This window comes from Paenibacillus terrae HPL-003 (assembly GCF_000235585.1).
In the GTDB taxonomy this organism is placed as follows: Bacteria; Bacillota; Bacilli; order Paenibacillales; family Paenibacillaceae; genus Paenibacillus; species Paenibacillus terrae_B.
In genome coordinates this window covers 4792381-4815757 of record NC_016641.1, presented here as the reverse complement: position 1 = coordinate 4815757, position 23377 = coordinate 4792381, and the positions used below count along the sequence as shown (strand labels likewise).

Annotated in this window: 16 protein-coding genes and 1 pseudogene; 15 read left to right on the top strand and 2 right to left on the bottom strand. The window is 46.2% G+C overall.

Going from position 1 to position 23377, the window contains the following annotated elements; translation table 11 throughout:
• Positions 1-19 precede the first annotated feature (19 nt).
• From HPL003_RS21535 to HPL003_RS21470, 14 genes and pseudogenes are all read left to right on the top strand, one after another.
• Positions 20-4753: a non-ribosomal peptide synthetase gene (locus tag HPL003_RS21535; protein ID WP_238533537.1), complete on the top strand. Its 4734-nt coding sequence runs from the start codon at positions 20-22 to the stop codon at positions 4751-4753.
• Positions 4754-4765: 12 nt separating this feature from the next.
• On the top strand, positions 4766-6031 hold the full coding sequence (locus tag HPL003_RS21530; protein WP_014281881.1) for an MFS transporter: 1266 nt from the start codon (positions 4766-4768) through the stop codon (positions 6029-6031).
• Between the two features lie 196 nt (positions 6032-6227).
• Positions 6228-7331 (top strand): DNA alkylation repair protein, encoded by a 1104-nt coding sequence (locus HPL003_RS21525; RefSeq protein WP_014281880.1) that lies wholly within the window; start codon positions 6228-6230, stop codon positions 7329-7331.
• Positions 7332-7510: 179 nt separating this feature from the next.
• Entirely contained in the window at positions 7511-9100 is a 1590-nt protein-coding gene (locus HPL003_RS21520; RefSeq protein ID WP_014281879.1) for an acetate--CoA ligase, read from the top strand.
• 46 nt (positions 9101-9146) lie between these two features.
• Positions 9147-10379, top strand: coding sequence for an aminopeptidase (locus HPL003_RS21515; RefSeq protein WP_014281878.1), 1233 nt, complete (start codon positions 9147-9149; stop codon positions 10377-10379).
• Positions 10380-10596: 217 nt separating this feature from the next.
• Positions 10597-11184, top strand: coding sequence for a TetR/AcrR family transcriptional regulator (locus tag HPL003_RS21510; RefSeq protein ID WP_014281877.1), 588 nt, complete (start codon positions 10597-10599; stop codon positions 11182-11184).
• Positions 11185-11229: 45 nt separating this feature from the next.
• Positions 11230-11856 carry an HXXEE domain-containing protein gene (locus HPL003_RS21505; protein WP_014281876.1) on the top strand — a complete coding sequence of 209 codons (627 nt, stop codon included), beginning with the start codon at positions 11230-11232 and terminating at the stop codon, positions 11854-11856.
• 120 nt (positions 11857-11976) lie between these two features.
• Positions 11977-12759 carry a DUF4309 domain-containing protein gene (locus tag HPL003_RS21500; protein ID WP_014281875.1) on the top strand — a complete coding sequence of 261 codons (783 nt, stop codon included), beginning with the start codon at positions 11977-11979 and terminating at the stop codon, positions 12757-12759.
• 160 nt (positions 12760-12919) lie between these two features.
• Complete coding sequence (locus HPL003_RS21495) at positions 12920-13447, top strand: TetR/AcrR family transcriptional regulator (RefSeq protein WP_014281874.1); 528 nt, start codon at positions 12920-12922, stop codon at positions 13445-13447.
• Positions 13448-13555: 108 nt separating this feature from the next.
• Complete coding sequence (locus HPL003_RS21490) at positions 13556-14512, top strand: SDR family NAD(P)-dependent oxidoreductase (RefSeq protein ID WP_014281873.1); 957 nt, start codon at positions 13556-13558, stop codon at positions 14510-14512.
• A gap of 300 nt (positions 14513-14812) precedes the next feature.
• Positions 14813-15103 (top strand): annotated as a pseudogene (locus HPL003_RS21485) (TSUP family transporter); the annotation flags it as partial.
• A 34-nt stretch (positions 15104-15137) separates the two neighbouring features.
• Positions 15138-15626 carry a DsrE/DsrF/DrsH-like family protein gene (locus HPL003_RS21480; protein WP_014281870.1) on the top strand — a complete coding sequence of 163 codons (489 nt, stop codon included), beginning with the start codon at positions 15138-15140 and terminating at the stop codon, positions 15624-15626.
• A gap of 76 nt (positions 15627-15702) precedes the next feature.
• A complete protein-coding gene (locus tag HPL003_RS21475) occupies positions 15703-15969 on the top strand; it encodes a metal-sensitive transcriptional regulator (RefSeq protein ID WP_014281869.1) in 267 nt (88 codons plus the stop codon).
• 980 nt (positions 15970-16949) lie between these two features.
• Positions 16950-18824, top strand: a complete 1875-nt coding sequence (locus tag HPL003_RS21470; protein WP_014281867.1) for a fibronectin type III domain-containing protein — start codon at positions 16950-16952, stop codon at positions 18822-18824.
• A gap of 450 nt (positions 18825-19274) precedes the next feature.
• Here HPL003_RS21470 and HPL003_RS21465 read toward each other — a convergent pair whose 3' ends face one another.
• Positions 19275-21551 carry an alpha-galactosidase gene (locus HPL003_RS21465; RefSeq protein ID WP_014281866.1) on the bottom strand — a complete coding sequence of 759 codons (2277 nt, stop codon included), beginning with the start codon at positions 21549-21551 and terminating at the stop codon, positions 19275-19277.
• Between the two features lie 87 nt (positions 21552-21638).
• A complete protein-coding gene (locus tag HPL003_RS21460; protein ID WP_014281865.1) occupies positions 21639-22625 on the bottom strand; it encodes a LacI family DNA-binding transcriptional regulator in 987 nt (328 codons plus the stop codon).
• A 109-nt stretch (positions 22626-22734) separates the two neighbouring features.
• Here HPL003_RS21460 and HPL003_RS27920 point away from each other — a divergent pair, with 109 nt between their 5' ends.
• Complete coding sequence (locus HPL003_RS27920) at positions 22735-23160, top strand: glycoside hydrolase family protein (RefSeq protein WP_238533407.1); 426 nt, start codon at positions 22735-22737, stop codon at positions 23158-23160.
• Positions 23161-23377 lie beyond the last annotated feature (217 nt).

Below are 23377 nucleotides of genomic sequence, written 5' to 3'. Positions count from 1 at the left end.
GGTGAATTTTTTGAGCCAAGTGAAAATAAAAGACCTTTATCCGTTATCCCCGATGCAGGAGGGAATGCTATTTCATTCCATACTTGATGAAAAGTCAGAGGCTTATTTCGAGCAAACGATCATTACCATTCATGAAGCTATGGATACCAGCCTAATCAGCCAAAGCTTACAAAAGCTAATTGACCGCTATGATATTTTCCGTACGGTATTCATGTATAAGGAAACGGAACGCCCGCTTCAGGTCGTACTGGAGGAACGGTCAGCTACATCGGTCTATACCGAAGATGTGCGCAGTCTACCGGATGCGGAAAAGTACAGACGGCTTCAAGCCATTTTACAGAAAGAGCGGCAAAGAGGTTTTGATCTGGAGAAGGAGGTTCTTATCCGCTTAGCCCTTGTACAGTGGGATGAGGATACCTCCAAGCTCATCTGGATCTCTCATCATATTATTATGGACGGCTGGTGCATGCGGACGGTAGCCAAAGATTTTTTTGATATTTACACATCACTTCGGGACGATACTCCTTTAAAATTAGAGCCTGTCTATCCATTCAGCAGCTTTATTCAGTGGTTGGAAAGACAAAACAAAGAGGAAGCAGCAGCATATTGGAAACAATATGTGACTGATTTTGAACATGAAACCGTCGTGCCCGGCTATACTCGATCCGTAAATCCGTCGTTTCAGGCAGAACAACTCATATGCACTTGGGGAGAGCAGCTGACCGAAGGCATGGAACAGATCGCCAAGCAAAACCGAGTCACCGTCAGTACCTTGTTTCAAACCGTTTGGGGCTTATTACTACAAACGTACAACAACAGTAAAGACGTCATCTTTGGGTCCGTTGTATCGGGCAGACCTGATGAAATCCCCGGTATTGAAAATATGGTCGGATTATTCATTAATACCATACCTGTACGTATTAAAAGCTCCGCTGAACTGCGATTTTCCGACTTACTTACGTCTGTACAGGATTCCTTGATGGAGTCCAATCGGTATTCCTATTTTTCCCTGGCTGATATTCAAGCCCATAGCGTACTAAAACAAAACCTGATCCGGCATATTGTTGCTTTTGAAAACTATCCCGTTTCGGAAGAGCTTACGGGCTTGGAAAAAGACCCTAAAGCCCTCCGTGTTGGTGAAGTAGTGGATATTGAACAGACCAACTATGATTTGAATGTAATCGTCATGCCTGGCCGGGAGCTGGAAATCAAATTTAGCTATAACGCGCTGACGTATAACAAAAATGCGATCACACAATTGGCTGCTCACCTCATCCAAATGATGGAGCAAGTTATTCAAAACCCAAATATCCGGGTTTCGGAGATTGATCTTCTGACAGCGGAGGAAAAACAGCAGATCCTGTTTGATTTTAACGATACTCGGAGACCGTATCCATCGGACCACACCATACATCATAGCTTTGAAGAACAGGCAGAGAAAACACCGGATGCAGTAGCCATTGTATTTGAAAATCGTGAGCTGACCTACCGCGAATTAAATATAAAAGCGAATCAACTGGCCTCGAAGCTGCGGAAACTGGGTGTTACGCCGGATACCATCGTAGGCATTTTGACTGAACGTTCACCAGAAATGATTATCGGTATTCTTGGTATCTTGAAGGCGGGTGGAGCCTATTTGCCACTGGAGTCTTCTTATCCACAAGAACGGATTGCATTTATGCTTCAGGATAGCGGTTGCGAAATTCTGCTAACTCTATCCGGCAAGGAAAAACGGACGTATGCTTTCGATTTTTCCAGCACTGTTCTGGATCTGGCTGACATCAGCTCCTACGATTCCGACGACTTCATTCTTTCCGAATCGACAACGGCAGACCATCTGGCCTATGTCATGTATACATCGGGCTCGACGGGACGTCCCAAGGGTGTCATGATTGAACACCGGAATGTTATACGGCTGGTGAAGAACACCAATTACATGCCATTTGCCGAGAACGAACGTATTTTGCTGACAGGGGCACTCGTGTTCGATGCCTGTACCTTTGAAATTTGGGGAGCTTTGCTGAACGGATTGCGCTTGTACATTGTACCGGAATCCGTAATCCTGGATGCTGTTCAGCTTGGTGAAGCGCTGGAAAGATATTGTATTACAACGATGTGGCTGACATCGCCCTTGTTTAACCAACTTGCTCAGCATAAACCAGATCTCTTTGCTTCGCTCAAGTACCTGCTGGTGGGTGGAGATGCGCTTTTACCTGCGATCATTAATATGGTTAGAGCATATTCTCCGGGATTGAACGTTATCAACGCATATGGACCCACGGAAAACACAACATTTTCTACTTATTTCCCGATTGATATGGAATATAACAACATTCCTATTGGTCGTCCAATTGGCAATTCAACTGTTTATATTATGGACTCTTCGAGCAGGCTGCTGCCTATCGGTGCTCAGGGAGAAATATGTGTTGGCGGGGATGGTCTGGCGCGTGGCTATCTGAACAGGGATGATCTGACCCAGCTAAATTTTGTCCCTAATCCATTCATTCCGGGCGAAAAAATGTATCGGACAGGTGATTTGGGCAGATGGCTACCTGATGGCAATCTGGAGTATCTCGGACGGATAGACCAGCAGGTTAAAATCCGCGGATATCGTATTGAACCTGGGGAAATTGAAACCCAGCTCATGAGACACGGTGCAGTTCAGCAGGCGCACGTAGCGGTAAAAAGCACGAAGGATGGTCAAAAAACGCTCTGTGCTTATATCTCAACCGACGTATCGCTATCTATGAGCGATATGAAGACCCATTTGACTGGCCAGTTGCCGGATTATATGATTCCTGCCCAGTATGTGTTCTTGTCAGCGTTTCCTCTAACGACGAACGGTAAAATCGACCGACAAGCATTGCCTGAGCCGGAAATGACTAGCGGTTCCGATATGGAATACGTTGCTCCAAGAAATGCAGTGGAACAACAGTTGGCGGACCTTTGGCAAGTAGTGCTTGGCGTTGAAAAAGTCGGCATTGACGACAGCTTTTTCGAGCTGGGAGGTCATTCATTAAAGGCCATTCAACTGGTATCCAAAGTACAGGAATCGAACATTCCGCTAGATATACATCAATTGCTTCAATATCAGACAATAAGAAGCTTGTCCGATCTTTTACAACGTGGTGAAGAGGGCGGGGTCAACACGGATAAGCTCATTGTGAAAGCTCAGGAGGTTGAGCGGGCTATTGCCGAAGCGTTTGGTGTACAGGTCTTGCTTCAGTCCGTATCCACCGATAAGCAAAACTATTTGTTCCTGCAAGTGGAGCCTTTTCACGCAGAACAAGTTCAGGAAATCGCAGAATTTATCCAATCTCATATCCATCCAGACCTGCACCCGCATTATATCGTCCGCTGGGGACCCGACGAACCAGATCAAGTTCTCGGAGCTATACCGACAAACGAAGAACAAGAAACCTTACTTAAACAACAGGCCGATGTATGGCTTGCCAGTATCGTAGAGTTAAATACGGACTGGAATACCAATATACTAAGCATGAATGCTAGTGGACGCTATCCGCTTGCACCTGCCCAGCAGTACCATTTGCGGCATTTTACAGGTTCGGGTATGGCTGTGCAGTTGGATAGCTACTTGGACACCGAGCGTTTGAACGTAGCGGTTCAGCGGCTTCTTCAACGCCATGAATTGCTGAGAAGCGCACTTGTTCAATCGTCCGAAGCATGGGAATGGGAGCTGCGTCCAGCGCCAGAGCATCTTTCTTTACCGACTGTTGATCTCTCGGGTCAGCCGGTACAAGCACAACGCAGACTTCTTTCTTACATTGCCTCTAACCTATTTTTAGAACCGTATGAACTTACACAGTCGTTGCAGTACCGGATCGTCCTGATTCGCTTGAATTTGCGGGAACATCTGCTGTTGTTTCCTTGCTCGCACATCATCTTTGATGCTACGAGTAGTGACATTCTGCGTAGACAACTCCTTGATGAATATCATCATCCGCAGCAGGCACATGCGACAGAAGAGGTGCAATACCGGGATTATGTAAACCATATCCGTCAAGGCCCTCAAGGAATCAGAGATCAGGAAATCAGCGAGCAATTCAAACTCCAGACGTTTGGTGAGAATAATGATCGTATCCATGCGCTGACCGAAGAACGCAACTATGCGGACACTACCAGATATCGTTGGGAGTTGAATTTAAGCGACATTTCAGAGCAGCATGGCGCTGCGAATATATGGGATATTTCGCTTCAAATGGCCGTCCGTTTTTTCAGCAGCTATTTTCAGCTCTCTGATGTTCCGCTTTGGCTTACTAATTATGGAAGGCAATATGGCGACCGAAACTATTTTGGAACCGTGGGCGAGTGTATTGATCATCTTCCCATCGTGCTTCGAGAAGATGACACCGAGTCCTATGAAAAGAGTATCCATACCCACCTGGACTTTGCTGCACGCAATCATTTGAACTTTTTCAATCTGATCTTTAATGCTGATATGGAGAAGGCTTACCCGGTATCCAGTAGCATTCTGAAAAAAGGACTTGAACAGCTGCCTATCGTATTCAACTATTTGGGTGAGGGACGAGAGGATGCAGAATTGCTCGACAATCTGTATACCGAAGGTACACAAGCTAACGTCAACAAGGTTATTTTCTTTGATTCAGAGCATGTAGGGAATATTCTAAAAATCTCACTTACCATTCCGTATGAAGAGGACCGCCAGTATATCCATCAAATCTTCCAAGCTGCCAGTGACAGGCTCTTAACCGCTTTGACCATTTCGCAGTAAGGAGATGAAGATGTGACTCCATTGTTTAAGAATAGTCGTTTTGTCCGTTTCTTTGCTTCCCGTACTTCTGCCAATATCGCGGACAGCATTTATTCTATCGTCCTGCTGTATTTTGTACAGCAATCGACGCAATCGGTAGCGATGACCAGCTTCACGTATACCGCCGTATCTGCGGCGTCGATTTTCAGCTTTCTCGTGGGTCCTTTGGTGGACCGTTATTCGCCGCCATTATTGGCCAGTATCGCCTTGTTTACACAGGCTGTGCTCATTTTGGCCGTCCCGTTTCTCATTCAGGACGGGATGGTTCATCTGGTCGCCATTCTTGTTATTGTTTTTATTGCATCCTGCTTCTCTACCCTGTTTTATCCGGCCAACAGTAAAATGCTGCCGCAACTGGTACGCTTGCCGGATTTGATTGTCCGGGCGAATTCCATGATTTCGTCGACGGATCAGGTGATTAATATCGCCGGATATCTGGCCGGAGCCTCGCTCATCATCGCAATGGGGATGAAAAACACGTTTTTTCTAGCCAGCGCGATGCTGTTTCTGGCAGGCTTTGTGTATGTCAGACTCAACAAGCAAATCGACGCTCCTGCGGTGGAAGACACTAACGGTAGGGGTTCACTGAAGCTGGGGTACTATCTGAAGGAGCTGAAAGAAGGATATCTTTTTGTCAAAAGGCACACCTTCCTGAGAATTATGCTTCCGTTCTTTGCTCTGACGAACTTTTCGATGGCGATCTTGGTGATTGCCATGCCTTCCATCGCTGTATCCTATGGCTCACCGATCTATTACAGCTTGCTTTATGTGGCCTATTTTATCGGTATTTTTGTCGGTTCCTTTCTGGTCAGTGTATTGAAAAAGAACGGCATCACCATCGCGGTTTCCTGGGTAGCCATGGGGCTGGCGATCTACGTGTTTTCCATTGTGCCGGAGATGTGGATGAAGCTGCTGGCAGCCCTGTTATTAGGCATTTTTACAGGCATCATCAATGTACTGCAAACGTCTTTGATTCAAATTATTACACCGCTGCCGCTACTGGGACGTGTTACAGCTTTTTTAAACACCTTGTCGAGCGCGGCTCTTCCATTAGGGGCCTTGATTGGTGGCGCGTTAGCTTTACGTTTTGCTCTGAGTGAGGTCCTGTTTTTCAGTGGACTGATTACCACATTGTGCGGATTGATCATGTTTCTGGTCAAGGATATTCGTCAGTTTGAGATTCCTTCAGAGGAGATTGGAAGAGCAGCCCCTTCCCCCGTTACTGAGGACCTAAGCTAAAGCTTGATCCCCGCCATTCATAAGCCACGCATGCAAAATGTCAGGTCCTCATCACAGGGCCTGGCATTTTTAGTATGTCTGGCTTCGCCACGTCGAGGCAGATCATTTTGGTGCTGGTGTTGGAGCGTCGTTTATGGTTATCATAGACGAAGGTATGAATCTATCGTTTACATTCGGATACAAAAGGAGATACAAGATGGCTGAACCTTTAAAAAATATATATACAGAGAATTTTCTTCGCCTTTTCGGTGAAAGAGTACAAACTGCTTATAGCTCGTTTGATACACAGGGATTTATCCATCAAGTCATGGACGAGACGTGGAATGAGCTGGAACTAAAAGCCCGGATGCGGCGGATTTCACTAACATTGGGAACGTTCTTGCCAAGTCGTTATGAAGCAGCCTTGGCTGTTCTTTTTGCCATAGACAAGCATTGCAGCGGTTTCCCGTACTTGTTCTTCCCAGACTTTGTGGAGGTGTACGGGCAGGGGGAGGAGCATTGGGCGCTTTCCATGGAGGCACTGGAACGCTTCACGCCGAAGTCATCTGCGGAGTTTGCCGTTAGGCCCTTCCTGCTTCGTGAGCCAGAACGAATGATGCGCCAGATGACGGTCTGGGCGAAGCATCCGAGCGAGCACGTCCGCCGTCTTTCCAGTGAAGGCTGTCGTCCACGGCTGCCATGGGGGCAGGCGTTGCCCATATTTAAGGGCGATCCAGCTCCGGTATTGGCCGTGCTGGAACTGTTGAAAGCTGATCCCTCACTGTATGTACGTAAAAGTGTAGCCAACAACCTGAACGACATCGCTAAGGACCATCCCGAAGCGGTCATTGCAACAGCGCAACGATGGAAAGGTACGCATCCCGACACCGACTGGATTGTACGCCACGGCTGCCGAACCCTGATTCGCAAGTCCAGCCCCGAGGTGATGGCGCTGTTTGGCTATGCCGAAGAAACGAACGGATCACCGTTAGTCACGGAAGCGTCTTTTACCGCCGATCCGGCTGTGTTAAAGCTCGGGGATAGCTGTGAGCTGAGCTATGTGTTGCAACTTCGAAAAGGTGACCCGGTGCGAGTCCGCATTGAATACGGCGTCGACTTTGTGAAGGCGAGAGGACAAGTCTCGCGTAAATTATTTCTGCTTTCCGACAAAACTGTTACCGGAGGAACCCGTCTTACAGGTATGCGGACACACCGTTTTGCAGACCTGACGACCCGCCGCCATTACCCGGGCGCACACCGTATTATACTGCTTGTGAACGGGCAAGAAGTCGCATCTACAGTAGTGGAGCTCCAGATTTAAAAACTCTATCGCAGCAAAAGAGAAAGAGTCTGAAACGAGGCTCTTTCTTTTTGTCGTTCACTTCTACGGACTTTATTTTTTCCTGAAAAATGATCTTGGGTTTAGAACCTGGTACTAAGACGTGTTATAATAAGATTAGATCGTGGCTCTCATCTTATGTATAAAGGGGAATGTACAATTTGACAGATCAACAGCAATGGCTTGCGCCTGAATATTACAATATGACTTCGGAAATGGAACATCATGACGCTAGCAAAACAGCACTCAAGTGGTTAAGCGAAACAGGAGACTATGAGGAAATCACCTACGGAGAGCTGCTCAAAAAAGCTAATCGACTGGCTGGAGGACTTGCAGGACTGGGATTTAACAAAGGAGACAGGGTTCTGGTCATAGTACCACGTCGCATTATTGCGTATGTGATTTACCTGGCATGCTTAAAGCTGGGACTTGCCGTTATTCCTTCTTCCGAAATGCTTCGGGCCAAGGATATTGCCTATCGACTTCGCCATTCAGAAGCACGCGGGGTGATTGCCTGGACCGGAGTAATAGGTGAAGTGGACAAAGTAGACGGGGATATGCCTTCCCTGGATTACCGTATTGCGGTTTCCAGCGATGACACAGTAGCTGAACCCGGCTGGCTGGCGCTGAATGAGCTGATGGCAGGACAGAAAGATACCTTTGAAGCTGTGAAAACGCACCGGGATGACATGGCAATTTTGGCCTATACCTCCGGTACCACAGGAAACCCTAAAGGTGTCGTACATAGCCACGGCTGGGGATATGCCCATCTTCGGATTACATCCCCCTGGCTGGATATCCAAGCCTCGGATACAGTGTGGGCTACAGCTGCGCCAGGATGGCAAAAATGGATTTGGAGTCCGTTTCTATCCGTATTGGGAAATGGAGCGACCGGATTCATATATAATGGTCCATTTCGTCCGGGGCGCTATTTGCACTTCTTACAGCAATACGGGATTCAAGTGTTATGCTGTACCCCAACCGAATATCGGATCATGGCGAAGACGGATGGTCTGGATCAATATGATCTGTCCCAATTGCGCAGTGCAGTTTCTGCGGGAGAGCCTCTTAATCAGGAGGTCATTAACAAGTTTCAGGAGCAGTTCAACATTACAATTCGTGACGGTTACGGCCAGACGGAAAGCACTTTGATTATCGGTAATTTGAAGGACGCGCCTTTGCGCACAGGTTCAATGGGAAAATCCATTGCCCCAGGACTGGTTGAGATCGTAGACGAGGACGGTGTTCCGCTGGCTCCGGGCCAAGTGGGCGATATTGCAGTGCGTGCTGATCTGCCGGCATTATTCCATACGTATTACCTTGATCCAGAGCGCAAAGCGGTCAGTGTCCATGGAGACTATTTTGTTACAGGAGATCGGGCGCGCAAGGACGAGGATGGATACTTCTGGTTTGAAGGACGCGGTGACGATATCATTATTAGCTCTGGTTATACCATCGGTCCCTTCGAGGTGGAGGAAGCACTCATGAAGCATGACTCTGTACAGGAGTGTGCTGCGGTAGCCAGCCCTGACGAAATCCGGGGACATATTGTAAAAGCCTACGTTGTACTCAAAGCCGGAGTAGAAGGATCGCCGGAGTTGGTGAAGGAACTGCAACATCATGTGAAAGCATCGACAGCACCTTACAAGTATCCAAGAAAAATAGAGTTTATTCAGGAGCTTCCCAAAACCAGCTCGGGTAAAATAAGAAGAGTGGAGCTGCGTGAACTGGAGAAGCAGTCTGTACTGTAATTGTAGATTGTAAATATCATAAAATGCGGAACAGGAGCGTGGGTAAATGAGTTCATTTGAAGCATTGCTGGAGCAATATGCAGAACTGGTCGTAAAAGTAGGTGTCAACATCCAGCATGGACAGGTGTTTTTGGTCACTGCACCACTGGAAACCGTCGAATTTACGCGCCTGATTGTTAACAAAGCCTATGAAGCAGGAGCCAAATATGTGCAGGTGGAGTTCGAGGACGATCAGATTACGCGCAGCCGTTTTGAGCATGGTGACGAAGCCAGCTTTGATTACTACCCGGCCTGGAAGGCAGACATGCTGGAAAAACTCGCCGAGGAGGGTGGGGCCACGCTAACAATCAAGGTGCCGAACCCGGATCTGTATCAAGGCATTGATCCGCAAAAAGTATCGCGTGCAACGAAGGCGGCGGTAACGGCGAGAGAAGGCTTTTCCCAATATACCCGAAATCATAAAATCAGCTGGTGCCTGATCAAAGCACCGACGAAGGCTTGGGCCGATAAAGTGTTTGCTGATGTGGCGGAAGAGGACCGTATTCGTGTCATGTGGGAAACCATTTTTCAAATGAACCGTGTAGATGGCTCCGATCCCATCCGGAATTGGCAGAATCATCTGAAAAATCTCGAACAGCTGCAAAACAAGCTGAATCATAAAAAGTATAAAAGCCTGCACTACCGCGCGTCTGGAACAGATTTGAAAATCGAATTGGCCGACGGACATATTTGGCGCAGCGGTGGTGGTGAAAACGAGCGTGGAGACTACTTTGTGGCGAATATGCCGACAGAAGAAGTATTCACAATGCCTAAACGTACAGGTGTAAATGGTTATGTCACCAGCACAATGCCGTTAAATTTGAACGGACAGCTGGTGGATCGCATTACATTTACCTTTAAGGATGGAAAGGTTACCCAATATACAGCGGAATCTGGCGAACAGCATCTCACACATCTGCTGGCTACGGATGAAGGGGCCAGCTATTTGGGTGAAGTCGCACTGGTGCCGCACGATTCGCCGATTTCCAATCTCAATCGGATCTTTTACAACACTGGGATTGATGAAAATGCCTCCTGTCACTTGGCGCTCGGCAGTGCGTATCCGTTTAACCTCGAAAAAGGAACACAAATGAACCGGGAAGAGCTGCTCCAGAACGGTGCCAATGTCAGCCTGACCCATGTTGACTTTATGATCGGCTCGGCTGAGCTGGATATTGACGGTGAGCTGCAAGACGGAAGTACAGAGGCCGTGTTCCGCAAAGGAAATTGGGCGATTTAAACCTTTTCTCAATCTCGATTGAAAGCAACCCGCAAGCGATCTTATTCGTTTGCGGGTTTTTGTATATGCTAAATACCAAACTGCGCTTGTATTGCGAAATATAAAGTGCTAAACTGAGTTCAAACATAAATTTAAACAATGTTTTAAATTATGTTTAACTTATGAATTCTGGTCTATTCAATCCGCTCCGATTGGACCAGATAAGAGGAGGAGAACCATGAATAACACAGACAAAAAACAGCAAACCAAAGAAAAAATATTACACACTGCGCTTGAATTCATTAAAAAGGAAGGATTCGAGGCCGTTACAATCAGGAAAATTGCCGACCTGTCGACCACCAATATTTCTCTGGTTAATTATTATTTTGGCTCTAAGGAAAATCTGCTCAGTGAAGCCATTGAAGTGATATTAAGTGGCTTTCAGCACACCTTTTCTATTTTGGACAATACAGCGATCCCACCCCAAGATCGACTGAAACAATTTTTGTTTGATTATTTACAAGTCATTCGGCAATACCCGGAGCTTCTCTCACGAGTCATTGTCATGGGCAGCACGCCCTTCACATCCCAACAGGAATACGGAAGGTTTTTAAACATGATGGGTTTCCCCAAGGTGCAAAGTACGCTCAAAGAGTTGACAGGTGAGCAACGGCCAGAGCGATTGTTAGCGATGATGCTGCAAATATTTGGGGCTATTTTTCTTCCCGCATTGATGAGCCCGATTCTTGAATCTGGAGCGGCTGTGGAAATGCCATCAATCGAGGAACAATTAAACCTGTTGTTTGATAGATATTTTGATAAATGAGGATTTTGCAAAATACTGAAATAATAAATGACTGGAGTGACTACTATGAATCTTCTGAGAAAATACTGGCAGGACGCAGGGGCTATCATCGGTGTGATCGTATGTATTGGTTTACTTATGAACAGAGCTATCTTTTCGGATATAACAGGAATTTTGTGGTTGAGCTTTGTAGCCATCCTTTTTCATCAATTTGAGGAGTATCGCTGGCCTGGATATTTTGCCGGTTTGTTTAACAACGTCATGTTTAAAAGTGAAACCCCGGATCGCTACCCCTTAAACACCCAATCAGCCATGATTATTAATGTGTTGATTGCCTATGTGTTTTATTTACTCCCCGTATGGTTTCCACACGTGATATGGCTTGGACTCGCACCTGTTTTTATGGGTTTCTTCCAGGTAGTCTGGCACGGCATTGTTGTGAATATAAAAGCAAAGACCTTATATAATCCGGGCTTGTTTACGGCAGTGCTTGTGCATGTTCCAGTCGGAATCTGGTACATTCATGATATTGTGAAGTACAATGCACCCACCGCAACAGACTGGATCTGGGGGACGATCTACTTTGCTTTTGCTGTATATATCTTCATCATAAAAGGGAATATATGGTTGAAGAATAGCAACTCTCCTTATCCTTTTTCTAAACAACAGCTAGGATCGTACTATCGCAAATAGTGTATGTTGGATGATCTTCAATGTCCTTGTTTACAAGTTGGAAACAAGTAGAGGTATTCTGGAAATGTGGTTCGGTTACACTTGGTTTGTACCTCATTGAAACAAGGAAAGAGTGATCTCATGATGAAAAATTCATATCAACCACATGAACCAAAAAAGCTGCCCTATAAGCTAGTCGCAGCTACTGCTTTGATGGCTATAAGTTTCGCTGCCATCACCGGATGCGGCAATAGCGGAGAAGCAAAATCAACTGCTCCAATTACGGAAGGTGCGGTTGTACCATCTACCGATTCTTCGGTTCAGCAAACGAACGATAATAGTAAGAGTGCAGATACGAACAAGCAAGGTTCGGACACAGACCAGCAAAGTCCAAGTGCAGCAGATTCCAAAGATACCGGAAAGGTGTCTGAGCAAGGCTCATCTTCGGCCCATCAGTCACCTGCCAGCAGTGCAGCACCATCTAATAACACACACAGTTACCCAGCAACCATATTCAGCGCAGCCAAGCAGGGGACACTTCCGAACTTGCCCAAGGGTCTTGGTTTGGGAACTGGCAGTGATCTTTTGTTCGAGCTGTGGGGTAAATCCGAGTCAGGCTCTACCGGCCATTTACGGAGCTACGCCAAGCATCATACGGACATCGTACTGGATGGAAGCGATAAGGTTACAGAGATTACATCATCCGATCTTTCTTATAAAAAGCTGGCTATCAATCAAGTCATTAAGGAACTGGGTAAGCCGACCGAAACGAACGACACATCCAAAGACATACCCGACACCGCTGAAGCCAGTTATACCATTAAAAATGCTTCTGGACTTGATCAGTATTTAGTATTTTCCTATCAGACAAAAACGCAAAAGGTTAACTATGTCAGATTGTATTTTAACTCCATGACTCCATAATCTGAGACACAATAAAAGAGTCGCTTCCGTAATCATCCCGGAGGCGACTTATTTTTCTGAGCGATTACTATTGCATCTTCGTGCAGTGTCGTTTATATTGGATTTAGTAATTGATCAATCACTAATCTGAATCTGTGTTGAACAAAAGGATGGAGATTTCATGACCAAAGCTACGTTAACATCAATAAATCGTCAAAAGGAAATCATATCCGCCGCAATTGAAGTGTTTGCGGAGATGGGCTACTATCGTGCGACAACAGCCAAAGTGGCTGAACGGGCCAACATTTCTCAGCCATATGTTTTCCGTTTTTTCGCTACCAAGGAAGCTTTGCTTATTGAAGCGCTGAAGGTTTCATTTGCACGCATCATAGACTCTTTTCACCGAGTAGTTCATTCGGTCTCGTCTGAACGGCTAGAGCAGGAGCTTATTGCAGCATATTCGCAAATTATGATGGAATACCGCAATGAAATCCTTTTGCAAATGCAGGCGCAGACCATCCACGAGGATGTGGTTGTGAGCGTGATGCAGCAGGGATTCCGTGAAATTCATGCGACGGTATATGATGCTTTCCGCCATGCAGGTATTGAACAGGCATTGGAAAGAACGATGCTTTTTCTGGCCAGAGGCATGCTTTGTAATATCTCAATGTCGCTGGATCTGCCGGAGCTGATGAAAATAGACGATTAACCTCGTTTATTTTAATATCATGTAATTGATCAATCACTAACTTCTATTTTATCACATTTTGTTATTGATTAATCACTAAATAATTATTCTATTTAAGGAGTGTTCTCAATGAAAAAAGCAATCGTATTAGGTGCAACCGGAGGAACTGGATTGGCAATTCTACATGAACTTCTCAACAGAGGCATTGAAACCATCGCCTTCGGACGTTCTTCCGACAAGCTCCAGCAATTACAAGCTTCATTAGGTCAGCCAAAGCATCTGTCTGTTTATAAAGGCGATGTATTCGATCCGTATCAGGTTAGTGCTGCGGTCAAGGATGCAGATGTTATTTTCCAATGTGCGGCTGTTCCATACCACGAAATGGAGGCACGCCAGCTTCCTTTGGGAGAATCCGTCATGGAGGCGGCCAACCGTTTAGGGAAGAAAATAGTCATCATAGACGGAATTTATCCGTACGGCAAGGCATTGACCCCCTTAGTGAATGAGGAACATCCCAAAAACCCTCATACCCGCAAAGGAAAAGTCAAGCTGGAATTTGAAAAGCTTATTTTCAGTTCTCGCTGGGAGCATGCACGGCCTATGATTGCAAGATTGCCTGATTATTACGGACCTACAGCCAACAAATCCTCTTATTTAGGTTTAACGATGGAGGCTGTGGCTGCTGGAAAACCGGCTATTTTCATAGGAGGATTAAATGTCCCACGCGAATATGTGTATCTGCCCGATGCAGCAGTGATGATCGTGGAATTAGCCAGCCGGGAAGAAGCTTACGGTCAAAATTGGAACATACCGGGAGCGGGTGTGATTTCCAGCAAAAAGCTTGTTCAGATTGCACAAAAAGAAAGCGGTAAAATTAAACTTGTCTTTCCACTGCGAAAAACCGCACTTCGTCTGATCGGATTATTTAATCCAGTGATTCGTGAAATCGTAGAGATGCTATATCTGACCCAAACACCTGTAGTGCTGGACGGTAGCAAATACGAGCGTGTTGTAGGGGCTATACCCAAGACACCTTTTGAAACAGGTATAAAGGATACAATACTCGCATTGAAAAAACGTCAATAATATCTATGATGAGGCTATATCAAGGGCACTCTCATTCGTGCAACTGCGAACACCAACTGCCAAACAGGTTGACAAAGAGAGTGCGATTCGTTAATTCGATACATATAGGGGTATATGTATAACAAAAAATTCAGATTACATTCCCCTCCAAAAAATAAGCGGAGGTATGTACAATGTCATCAACTAACCTGGGTATAGGCGCAGCCATTGTCAATTATCCGTTATTGCTTTTTGTCCCGGCTGGCTTGGGCGTAGCGCATTTTTCAGCGCAAGAAGGCCTTCCCAAGTGATCAATATCATTTCATTTTAATTCCCATTATGTTAACCGTGCTTAAGGTTCCTACCCGAACGACCATTGCATCCTCACTCGCTATTGTGTTCATTTCCGCCATTGGCGGTGTGATAGGCAAAATATCAACGGGCCACATTCCGATTATCGTAACTGCTTTTACGGTATTGGGGAGTTTGATCGGCGCACCTCTGGGCTCAAAATGGAGTGCGAAAATCAATCCAGTTATTTTGCGATACAGTTTAGTGGTATTGATCCTTCTTACTGCCATTAAGATTTGGAGTTCCATATTAGGAATTTAAATAAAAAAGTTGCAGTGAAAAAGGAGCTTACAGAATGAATCAGGAACATACTCAGCAAAAAACCACCATCGTATTATTCAGCGGGGAGCTGGATAAGGCTATTGCTGCATTTATTATCGCGAATGGTGCGGCAGCTTACGACCATGAAGTGACCATCTTCTTTACGTTTTGGGGGCTAAATACGCTGCGTAAGGAGGAACTCGTACGCACGAATAAGGGACTACTCGAAAAAGCCTTTGGCTGGATGATGCCGCGTGGCTCCCAAAAGCTTGCATTGTCCAAAATGAATTTTGCAGGACTCGGCCCGCAGATGATCAAGCATGTCATGAAAAAGCATAATGTACTTTCCCTTCCGCAGCTTATCGAGCTGGCACAAGAGCAGGGAATCAAGCTCGTGGCTTGTACCATGACTATGGATCTGCTAGGACTGCAACAGGAAGAGCTGATGGACGGTTTGGAATATGCCGGCGTAGCTGCCTACCTGGGGGATGCTTCGCAGGGCAAGGTAAATCTATTCATTTAGGGTGCCCTAATTATTTTTTTGGTTTATAATATACCTATACATGTATATGATTAAATCAAAAAGGAGTCTATACCTTATGGATTACAATTATAGTGATGAACTGAAAACGCGCCTGAGAAGAATTGAAGGTCAGGTGCGTGGGGTGCTTCGTTTAATGGATGAAGGACAGTCCTGCAAGGACGTAGTAAGCCAGTTATCTGCTGTACGTAACGCATCAGATAAAGCGATTGCCCAAATCGTGGCAGAGAATCTGCAACGTTGTATATTGGAAGAGCAAGAAGCTGGTGGAGATACAGATAAATTTGTTAAGGAAGCAATTCAGCTTCTCGTAAAAAGCCGTTAAGGAGGTCATTTTGGAAGACTACATGAGCTTGATCCGAAGCAAGAAACGATTATGGTTTGCAGAAGCGGAAACCGCAGTGGGCTGGCATGAATGAGTGGATAGATACAACGGTATAAGCATAAAATTTTTTCTTAGGGCAATATTATTCCAAAAAATTATTGCCCTCTGTCCATAAGGAATGCTGAACATAAGTGCCTAAATTTTGATTAAAATAAACACGATTTTGAGAAGTTTCTTTCGTAACCTGAATACCAAAATCCCCATTTTCCATTGGATATGATTTCATTTAAATGAATGCTGGATTGATAAACATCACGTTAATACCGCCAGAGAGCTGATCCAGTTCAATGCCAAAAAAAACGGGTATCCAAGATAATATTATAAACAATCTCTAATCCATGGTATAAAGGATATGCCATCCCCTATAAAATCAGAGTATACGGCAAAAATACTTGCAGTACCTAACATTTTATTTCCTTCAATGCGGGTACGGTTAGAGGATGCAATAACAAGAGTTGCTTGAGCAGATAAGGCTTCAATTAGAGAAAGGTAGCCACCCGATCCATCAGCGGCTACAATAGCAGACGGGGAGGAAGCGATAGATTTGTCCAGAAGTAAAAGGTTTTTTGTATTAGATAAAATGGCTTTGTTGCTACAACATATGCGGAATATTGCCTATTAACTCCGGTACTCATCAATCATACGATTATCTTTGGTATCCGCGCTGGGCGCGGTCTTTTTATGTATACAAGTCCTTATTCTTCTATTGGGGCAAGAGCTTGTACTGTTAGCCGGGAACGGAAGTATAACTCAATGGAGTGGATCAGCCTAAACATTTCCTATAAATATTCCGATAAATACTGAATGAACACCTACTAGACCATGCTAAATATTTACAGTGATGTATTACAGTAGTAGATTTTTGTAAGCTTGCTTACTGGTTAGACAAATACATATTGTTATCAAGGAGAGTATAGATCATGAATAAGAAGCGTTTGCGCCAATGGATGGCTCCGTTCGCAACGGCTACACTGATTTTAAATACGGGATATGGTATCTGGGGAGGAACAGATGCGTTGGCGAGCCAATCCGCTGCTCTGAGTGTTGCACCAGCGGAGGTAAGCAATCTGATTGTGGCTGCGTTAGATACAACAAGAGTGAATTTGTCTTGGACTAACCCGTCGGACATCAATTTTGACCATGTACAGGTGATCGGTGTCAGTAACGCTGTGTATGTAGACAACATTCAAAGTAACTCTTATACGCTGAGCGGCTTACAGCCGAATACGGCATATACCTTCCGAGTGAGGACGGTGGGTAAGAGTGGTAATGAATCTCAAGGTATTACAGTACAGACTAAAACAGCTTCCGTTGATGCTCCTGTAGATAAGACACCACCAGGAGAGGTAAGCGGGCTGACAGCGACGAATGTGGGTTACAACGCTTTTACAGTGAATTATATATTGCCGAAGGATGCTGACCTGAGTCAAGCCATTATTTATTTAAATGGCAAGGAAGTGCAGCGAACTACAGGGACGTCCTATACGTTCAGTGGATTAATTGCGTCCACAAACTATAACGTAACGATCAGGACTATAGACAAATCCGGCAACATATCTGGAGGCATCAGTATTCCGGTTACGACCTCAGCGCTCACCGTCGATACGGTGCCAGAAGTGACAGGAGCTTCAGTGACATCAGTTAATAACTATAGCGTGACTGTTTCCTGGACGAAACCTAGCGGAATTAGTACGGTTAGTTTATATCGGGACGGATCACTGATTACAGACTCAACAGGAACGTCTTACACATTCAACAATCTTTCGGCAAGCCAGACGTACACGTTTATGATCAGGTCCAAGCGAAGCACAGGTGCATTGTCCTCCGGTGTGAGGCTGACGGCTACAACGAACAGCACGTCCTCCAATTCGTCGGAAGTATCCAATCTTGATGTAGATAGCAAGAGTGATACCTGGATCAAAATCACCTACGATATGCCGAGTTCGGCTGAAAAAGTAAAAATATATGCTGATGGTGACTACAAGGGGACTACATCCTCCGAATCCTATAAAATTACGGGTTTGCGTGAAGGACGCTGGTATGAGATTAAGGTCACAACGGTAAATAGCAGTGGAAGGGAATCTAGCGGTGTTAAGATCTCGGAACGCGCAGACGGTGATAGTTATTCCTCGTCATCGTCATCATCCTATTCATCGAACTATGAGAAAGCAAGAGATTTGATGCGTATTGCGGAAAACAGTCTGAATGCTTCCGACTGGCGATCTGCCAGAGACGCAATCAGTGATCTGCCGAGCGGGACACGTAAAAGCGACCTGCTGGATCGGCTGGAAGCTATTCGCAATAGAGCGATTGGTACCAGTAGTTCATCGTCCGGGACGAGCACTACTACAACCACTTCCGGTACGACGTCCTCAAACTCTAACAATGCGTTTTCCTCATATTCAACTTCATTTATCCTGACACCTGGGGCTAAATCAGCTTATGTCGATGGTCGTGCTACGACGATGGCTCAAGCTCCGCGAATCATAAATGGGGTAACAATGGTTCCGCTGCGCTTTATTGGTGAACATGTGGGCTATCAGGTAAGCTATGATAAAGCAACTAAAAAGATCATTCTGAACCGTCCTGATGACGGCAAACAAGTGGTGCTTCAAGTCAAGAATTCGACCCTTGCAGTGTACGAGTTAAACAATTCCCGGAATTACTCGACGAACATCACAGCTCCGGTTATTATTAACGGCTACACGCTGGTTCCATTACGAGTCATTAGCGAGCTTTCTGGCTATCAGGTGAACTATAACGCTGTATCCAAACAAATCTCGATTACAAAATAACTGCTTCTGTAAAAACAATTTCAAAGTAAATAATTTGGAACTCTGCTTGTCGAGAAACCCGGTCATTTCCAAGACGTAGGGTTTCTCCTTTTTTTGTATGAAAGCCCGCGATTTACGCGAGCTTGTTTTGAAGATAAGCATCAATTTTTGCAACCTGTATTTTCAAACCGGGACGTTATGGTGGCCTTTATCGAAGTGCTCGTTAATATCGCCAAGATGACCTTGTGTCAAATCAAAACGCACATTCGGATTTGCAAGCTGATAATCCCTTGCTAGAGCTGGAAGCAGATCAATGCCCGAAATGTTCAAATCAGAGAATTACAGCAAAATGTCATGGAGGACAATAATACAAATTTATCGGATTAATGGTAAAACAAGGAAGACCAGAGAATCGGACTGCCTTGTTTTAATTTTTTTACCGTCCTATTATCGTCACTGGCTCATCCGTTATCAGTGGGGGACAGCCTTAAGCCGGAAGGTAGAGCTGACAAAATCTCCTGACAGATCCGAGACAACAAGCCCAATTTTCATTAAGCGGTCACCTCCAAAAAATTCACCGCCGAGCGCTTCGCTGAAAGGGGAGACGCCGTCTTCCGCCAAGGTATTACTCGTATGGTCTATTGTGTTGCCCGTCGCCCCGGTTTCGATTGTATACTTTTTCTCCGGGTCAAGTCCTTTTAGAGTTAGTCGCCGGATTGGCCCATTCGGCTCAGCCAGCACGCGGAAGTAAGCGACAAATGCTTCTGACTGGTCCTCGTTAACGAACATCCAGGCCGTATCGCCCCGGCCTTCAAACGGGCTAAGAAGCCGATACATATCCCCCTGCTGTACTAGGGAACGAATTTCCTTGTACTGCGCGGTTTGTTTGGCAGCGAGCTCTTTTTCTTCCTTTGTAAATGCCGTAAGGTCAAGCTCGTAGCCAAAGTTGCCACTCATTGCTACGTCGCCGCGTATGGCGAGGGAGGTGATTCGTCCCACTTGGTGGTTCGGCACGCTCGATACATGTGCCCCCATGGTGCTGGCTGGATACACGATGCTTGTTCCGTACTGGATAGCCAATCTTTCAATCGCATCCGTATCGTCGCTAGTCCATGTTTGCGGCATATAGTAAAGCATTCCGGGATCAAACCGTCCGCCGCCTCCGGAACAGCTTTCGAACAAGATGTTAGGAAACCGGGAGGTCAGGCGTTCCAGCAAATCGTAAAGCCCAAGCATATAACGGTGTGCGGTTTCTTTTTGCCGTTCGCCAGAAGCTGTAGCCGAAGCAATCTCTGTCATATTACGGTTCATATCCCACTTGACATAAGTAATTGGAGCGATTGAGAATACGGAGCTAAGTGTATCGTATAAGTAATCGCATACTTCCTTGCGGGAGAGATCAAGCACCAACTGGGATCGGCCTTCCGTCCGCCGCCGACCCTCAGCATGCAGGCACCAGTCGGGATGGTTGCGGTACAGTTCGCTATCAGGAGATACCATTTCCGGCTCTACCCACAAACCAAACTGTAATCCTTGTTCATTAACCCGTTTGGCTAAGTCAGCAAGACCGCCAGGCAGCTTGCGGTGGTTCTCAAACCAGTCCCCAAGCGAACTGTCGTCATTGTCGCGTTTGCCAAACCAACCGTCATCCAGAACAAAGAGCTCAATACCAAGGGGCCCCGCTTCCTTAGCAATCGCTTCGATTTTATCGGCGTCGAAGTTGAAATAAGTGGCTTCCCAATTGTTTACGAGAATAGGGCGCTCTTTGTCACGGTAAACACCCCGGCACAGACGTGTGCGGTAGAGTCGATGATAGGTACGCGACATGCCCCCAAGACCTTCTTCGGAAAAGACCAATACGGCTTCAGGGGTCTGGAATGACTGACCCGGTTCAAGTCGCCAGGAGAAATCAAAGGGATTGATTCCGATACTTACACGGGTTTGATTGAACTGCTCTACTTCTGCCTGTGCGACGAAGTTGCTGCTGTAGACCAGACTAAAGCCGTACACATCTCCGCGATCTTCAGTTGCATCAGGACGAAGCAGTGCGAGAAAGGGATTCATCTGGTGACTGCTGGAGCCCCGGCGGCTTTCCAACCGAATGGCACCAGGTCCGAGGTCGCGGCGCTGGATATGTCTTTCCCGCACCCAAGCTCCGGACAGGTAGAGAGCTTGGTAGTTGGAATCGGCGAAATCGACAGAGGCACTCATTGCTTGCTCAATATTCATGACAGCGCTTCCCTTATGCTCAAAAAGAGTAGACCGGGCAATAGCGCTGTGATTCGCAAATACAGTATAAAGCAGTGTGGTCTTAAGACCCGAGTATTTGTCCTCAAGGATCAGAAAGAGGGTTGCCGCTTCATCATCCGATTCGGTATAAATGGCAGGAAGTCCTTCTAGCTGTGGTTTACCTGCTACAATGCGGTAACCACTATATTTTAGCTCCGTAATCCGGGATCCGTCCGCGAGTGCAGCCTGGTAAGCAGGCTGACGAAAGTCGCTTGTTCCATACTGGGGATATTCCTGGGGAAGCGTATCCAGGGAAATCGTACGGTTGGAAGGAACAGGATTGGGGGAAAAGGAGCAGCGCTCTCTAAGCTCCAGTAAACTTGCTAGACTTTTGTCATGATGAAGTCGGGCTCCCCAATAAACATGTGCGGGATATCCTTCTACAAGCTGGATAATATAGCTGCAATCCTTGGACTGCAGATGGAACAAGCCAAGCGTCTCGTCTACATGAATGTTCATGGTATTCACTCCTTGAGGGTTCATCATATCAATTTGTTTTTACGTAAGGGTATTTATCAAAGACATTAAGACTTTCAGGTGCTGATTTTAAATGTTTCTGCACGAGCTCTCCCGTATGACAAGCTTAGTCCCGATCACGCAATGCGAAGGTGGTTCACGTCCCTCAAACCGTTCAGAGAGCAATTGAACCGCAGCCTTTCCCATCTCTTCGGGGTAGGCACGTACGGTGGTGAGCGGAGGCTGTACGAAGGCCGCCATCTCAATGTCATCGAAACCAACGACAGCCATATCCTCGGGCACCCGGATTCCATGTCCGTGCAGGGCGCGAAGGGCTCCGATGGCCAGCGGGTCGCTTGCAGCGAAGCAGGCCGTCGGTCTTTCCTCTTCGGTAAGGAGATTGTTCATCATCAGATATCCATCCGCGGTACTCCATGCGCCTACGCGGACGAATTGAGGATTGTACAATCCCCGTTCCCGCATGAACCGTTCAAAATAATGCGCACGTCGCTCTCCGTCGCTCTTACCGCCAATAAACCCGATTTGTCGGTGGCCAAGCTCAAGCAGGTGTCCAAGTGCCTGATCAACAGCTTGCCGAAAGTGGAGGCGTACGGAATCGTATTCCAGCTGTTCATGGTATTGGTCGACAAGGACAATGGTGTTCTTGTCGGGATGCAACTTGATCACCTCTTCAGGCTCGACGCCGCCCACAACAATCAGACCGTCTGTCTTCTGCAAGGTGGCGATGGAAGAGCGGCCTCGCAGGGTCTGTCCTAATGTCAGGCCGAGCTCTTCACAGCGCAGTTCGATTCCACGGCGGATCGAGGCGTAATACGGATCGTCCCGTTCCTCTTCAATGGAACACCACAGCAGGAGGGAGACCATTTTTCCGGCACGTTCCGTGTTTCGCTTTAATTGCCTCAGCCGGGAAGGTTTATACCCGAGCTGTTCGGCAATTGAAAAAATTCTGTTTCTGGTGTCCGGGCTCACAGCTAGAGACTGATCGTTATTTAAAACCCTTGAAACTGTTGCGGCAGACACTCCCGCTTTGTGGGCAATGTCTTTTATTGTTGCCAAAGAGCTCACACCTTTTTAGTTAATAATTTTACTAAAAATCGACTTTATCCTAACATATCCCCTTGATACTTTCAAGATGGTTATTGAATTTTAAGATTATTTTTGCCCAGTGGAAATCGCCCACACCTGGGCTTCCGAATGGTTCGTGGACAGTAATGGCAGCTTGAATGTCATCGTGTCCCTATCGCCGGGTAACTATGAAAACCTCAAAGCTTATGCCATCACGGCAGCAAACAGCAATCTTGCTTCTACGGCCTGGTCGGCTCCGGTCGAACTGGCAGGCATCGGCTCAAATTACATCGACACTTTCATCGTTAAGATCGGATCAACTTATCACGCGTTTACAAAGTACGAGACAACCAAATACATCGAATATGCCACAGCGCTTTCTCTAACTGGCCCTTATACTTTCCAGGGCACCGGAGACTGGGCAAACTGGGGGTCTTGGGTAGAAGGTCCTGCACTGGTGTTCCGAACATCCTCTAGCGAAATCTCAAGACACTGGCGAACATCGCGGTACAGGACAAAAAGTTAACGGTAACAGCAAAAGCGGGTTCGGTCACGCCTTACGTCATATCCGGCATGGCTTACACGGACAGCATAGGATTCGATTCCAATGCCATCTATAAGCTGATCAAATAGTGGGGATCCAATAAATTCCCCTTTTCATTTCCTTATTATTATATGAGCCAGCATTTATATTATATTTATAAGCAAAATGGATGTCAGTATAATGACATTATATTTATACA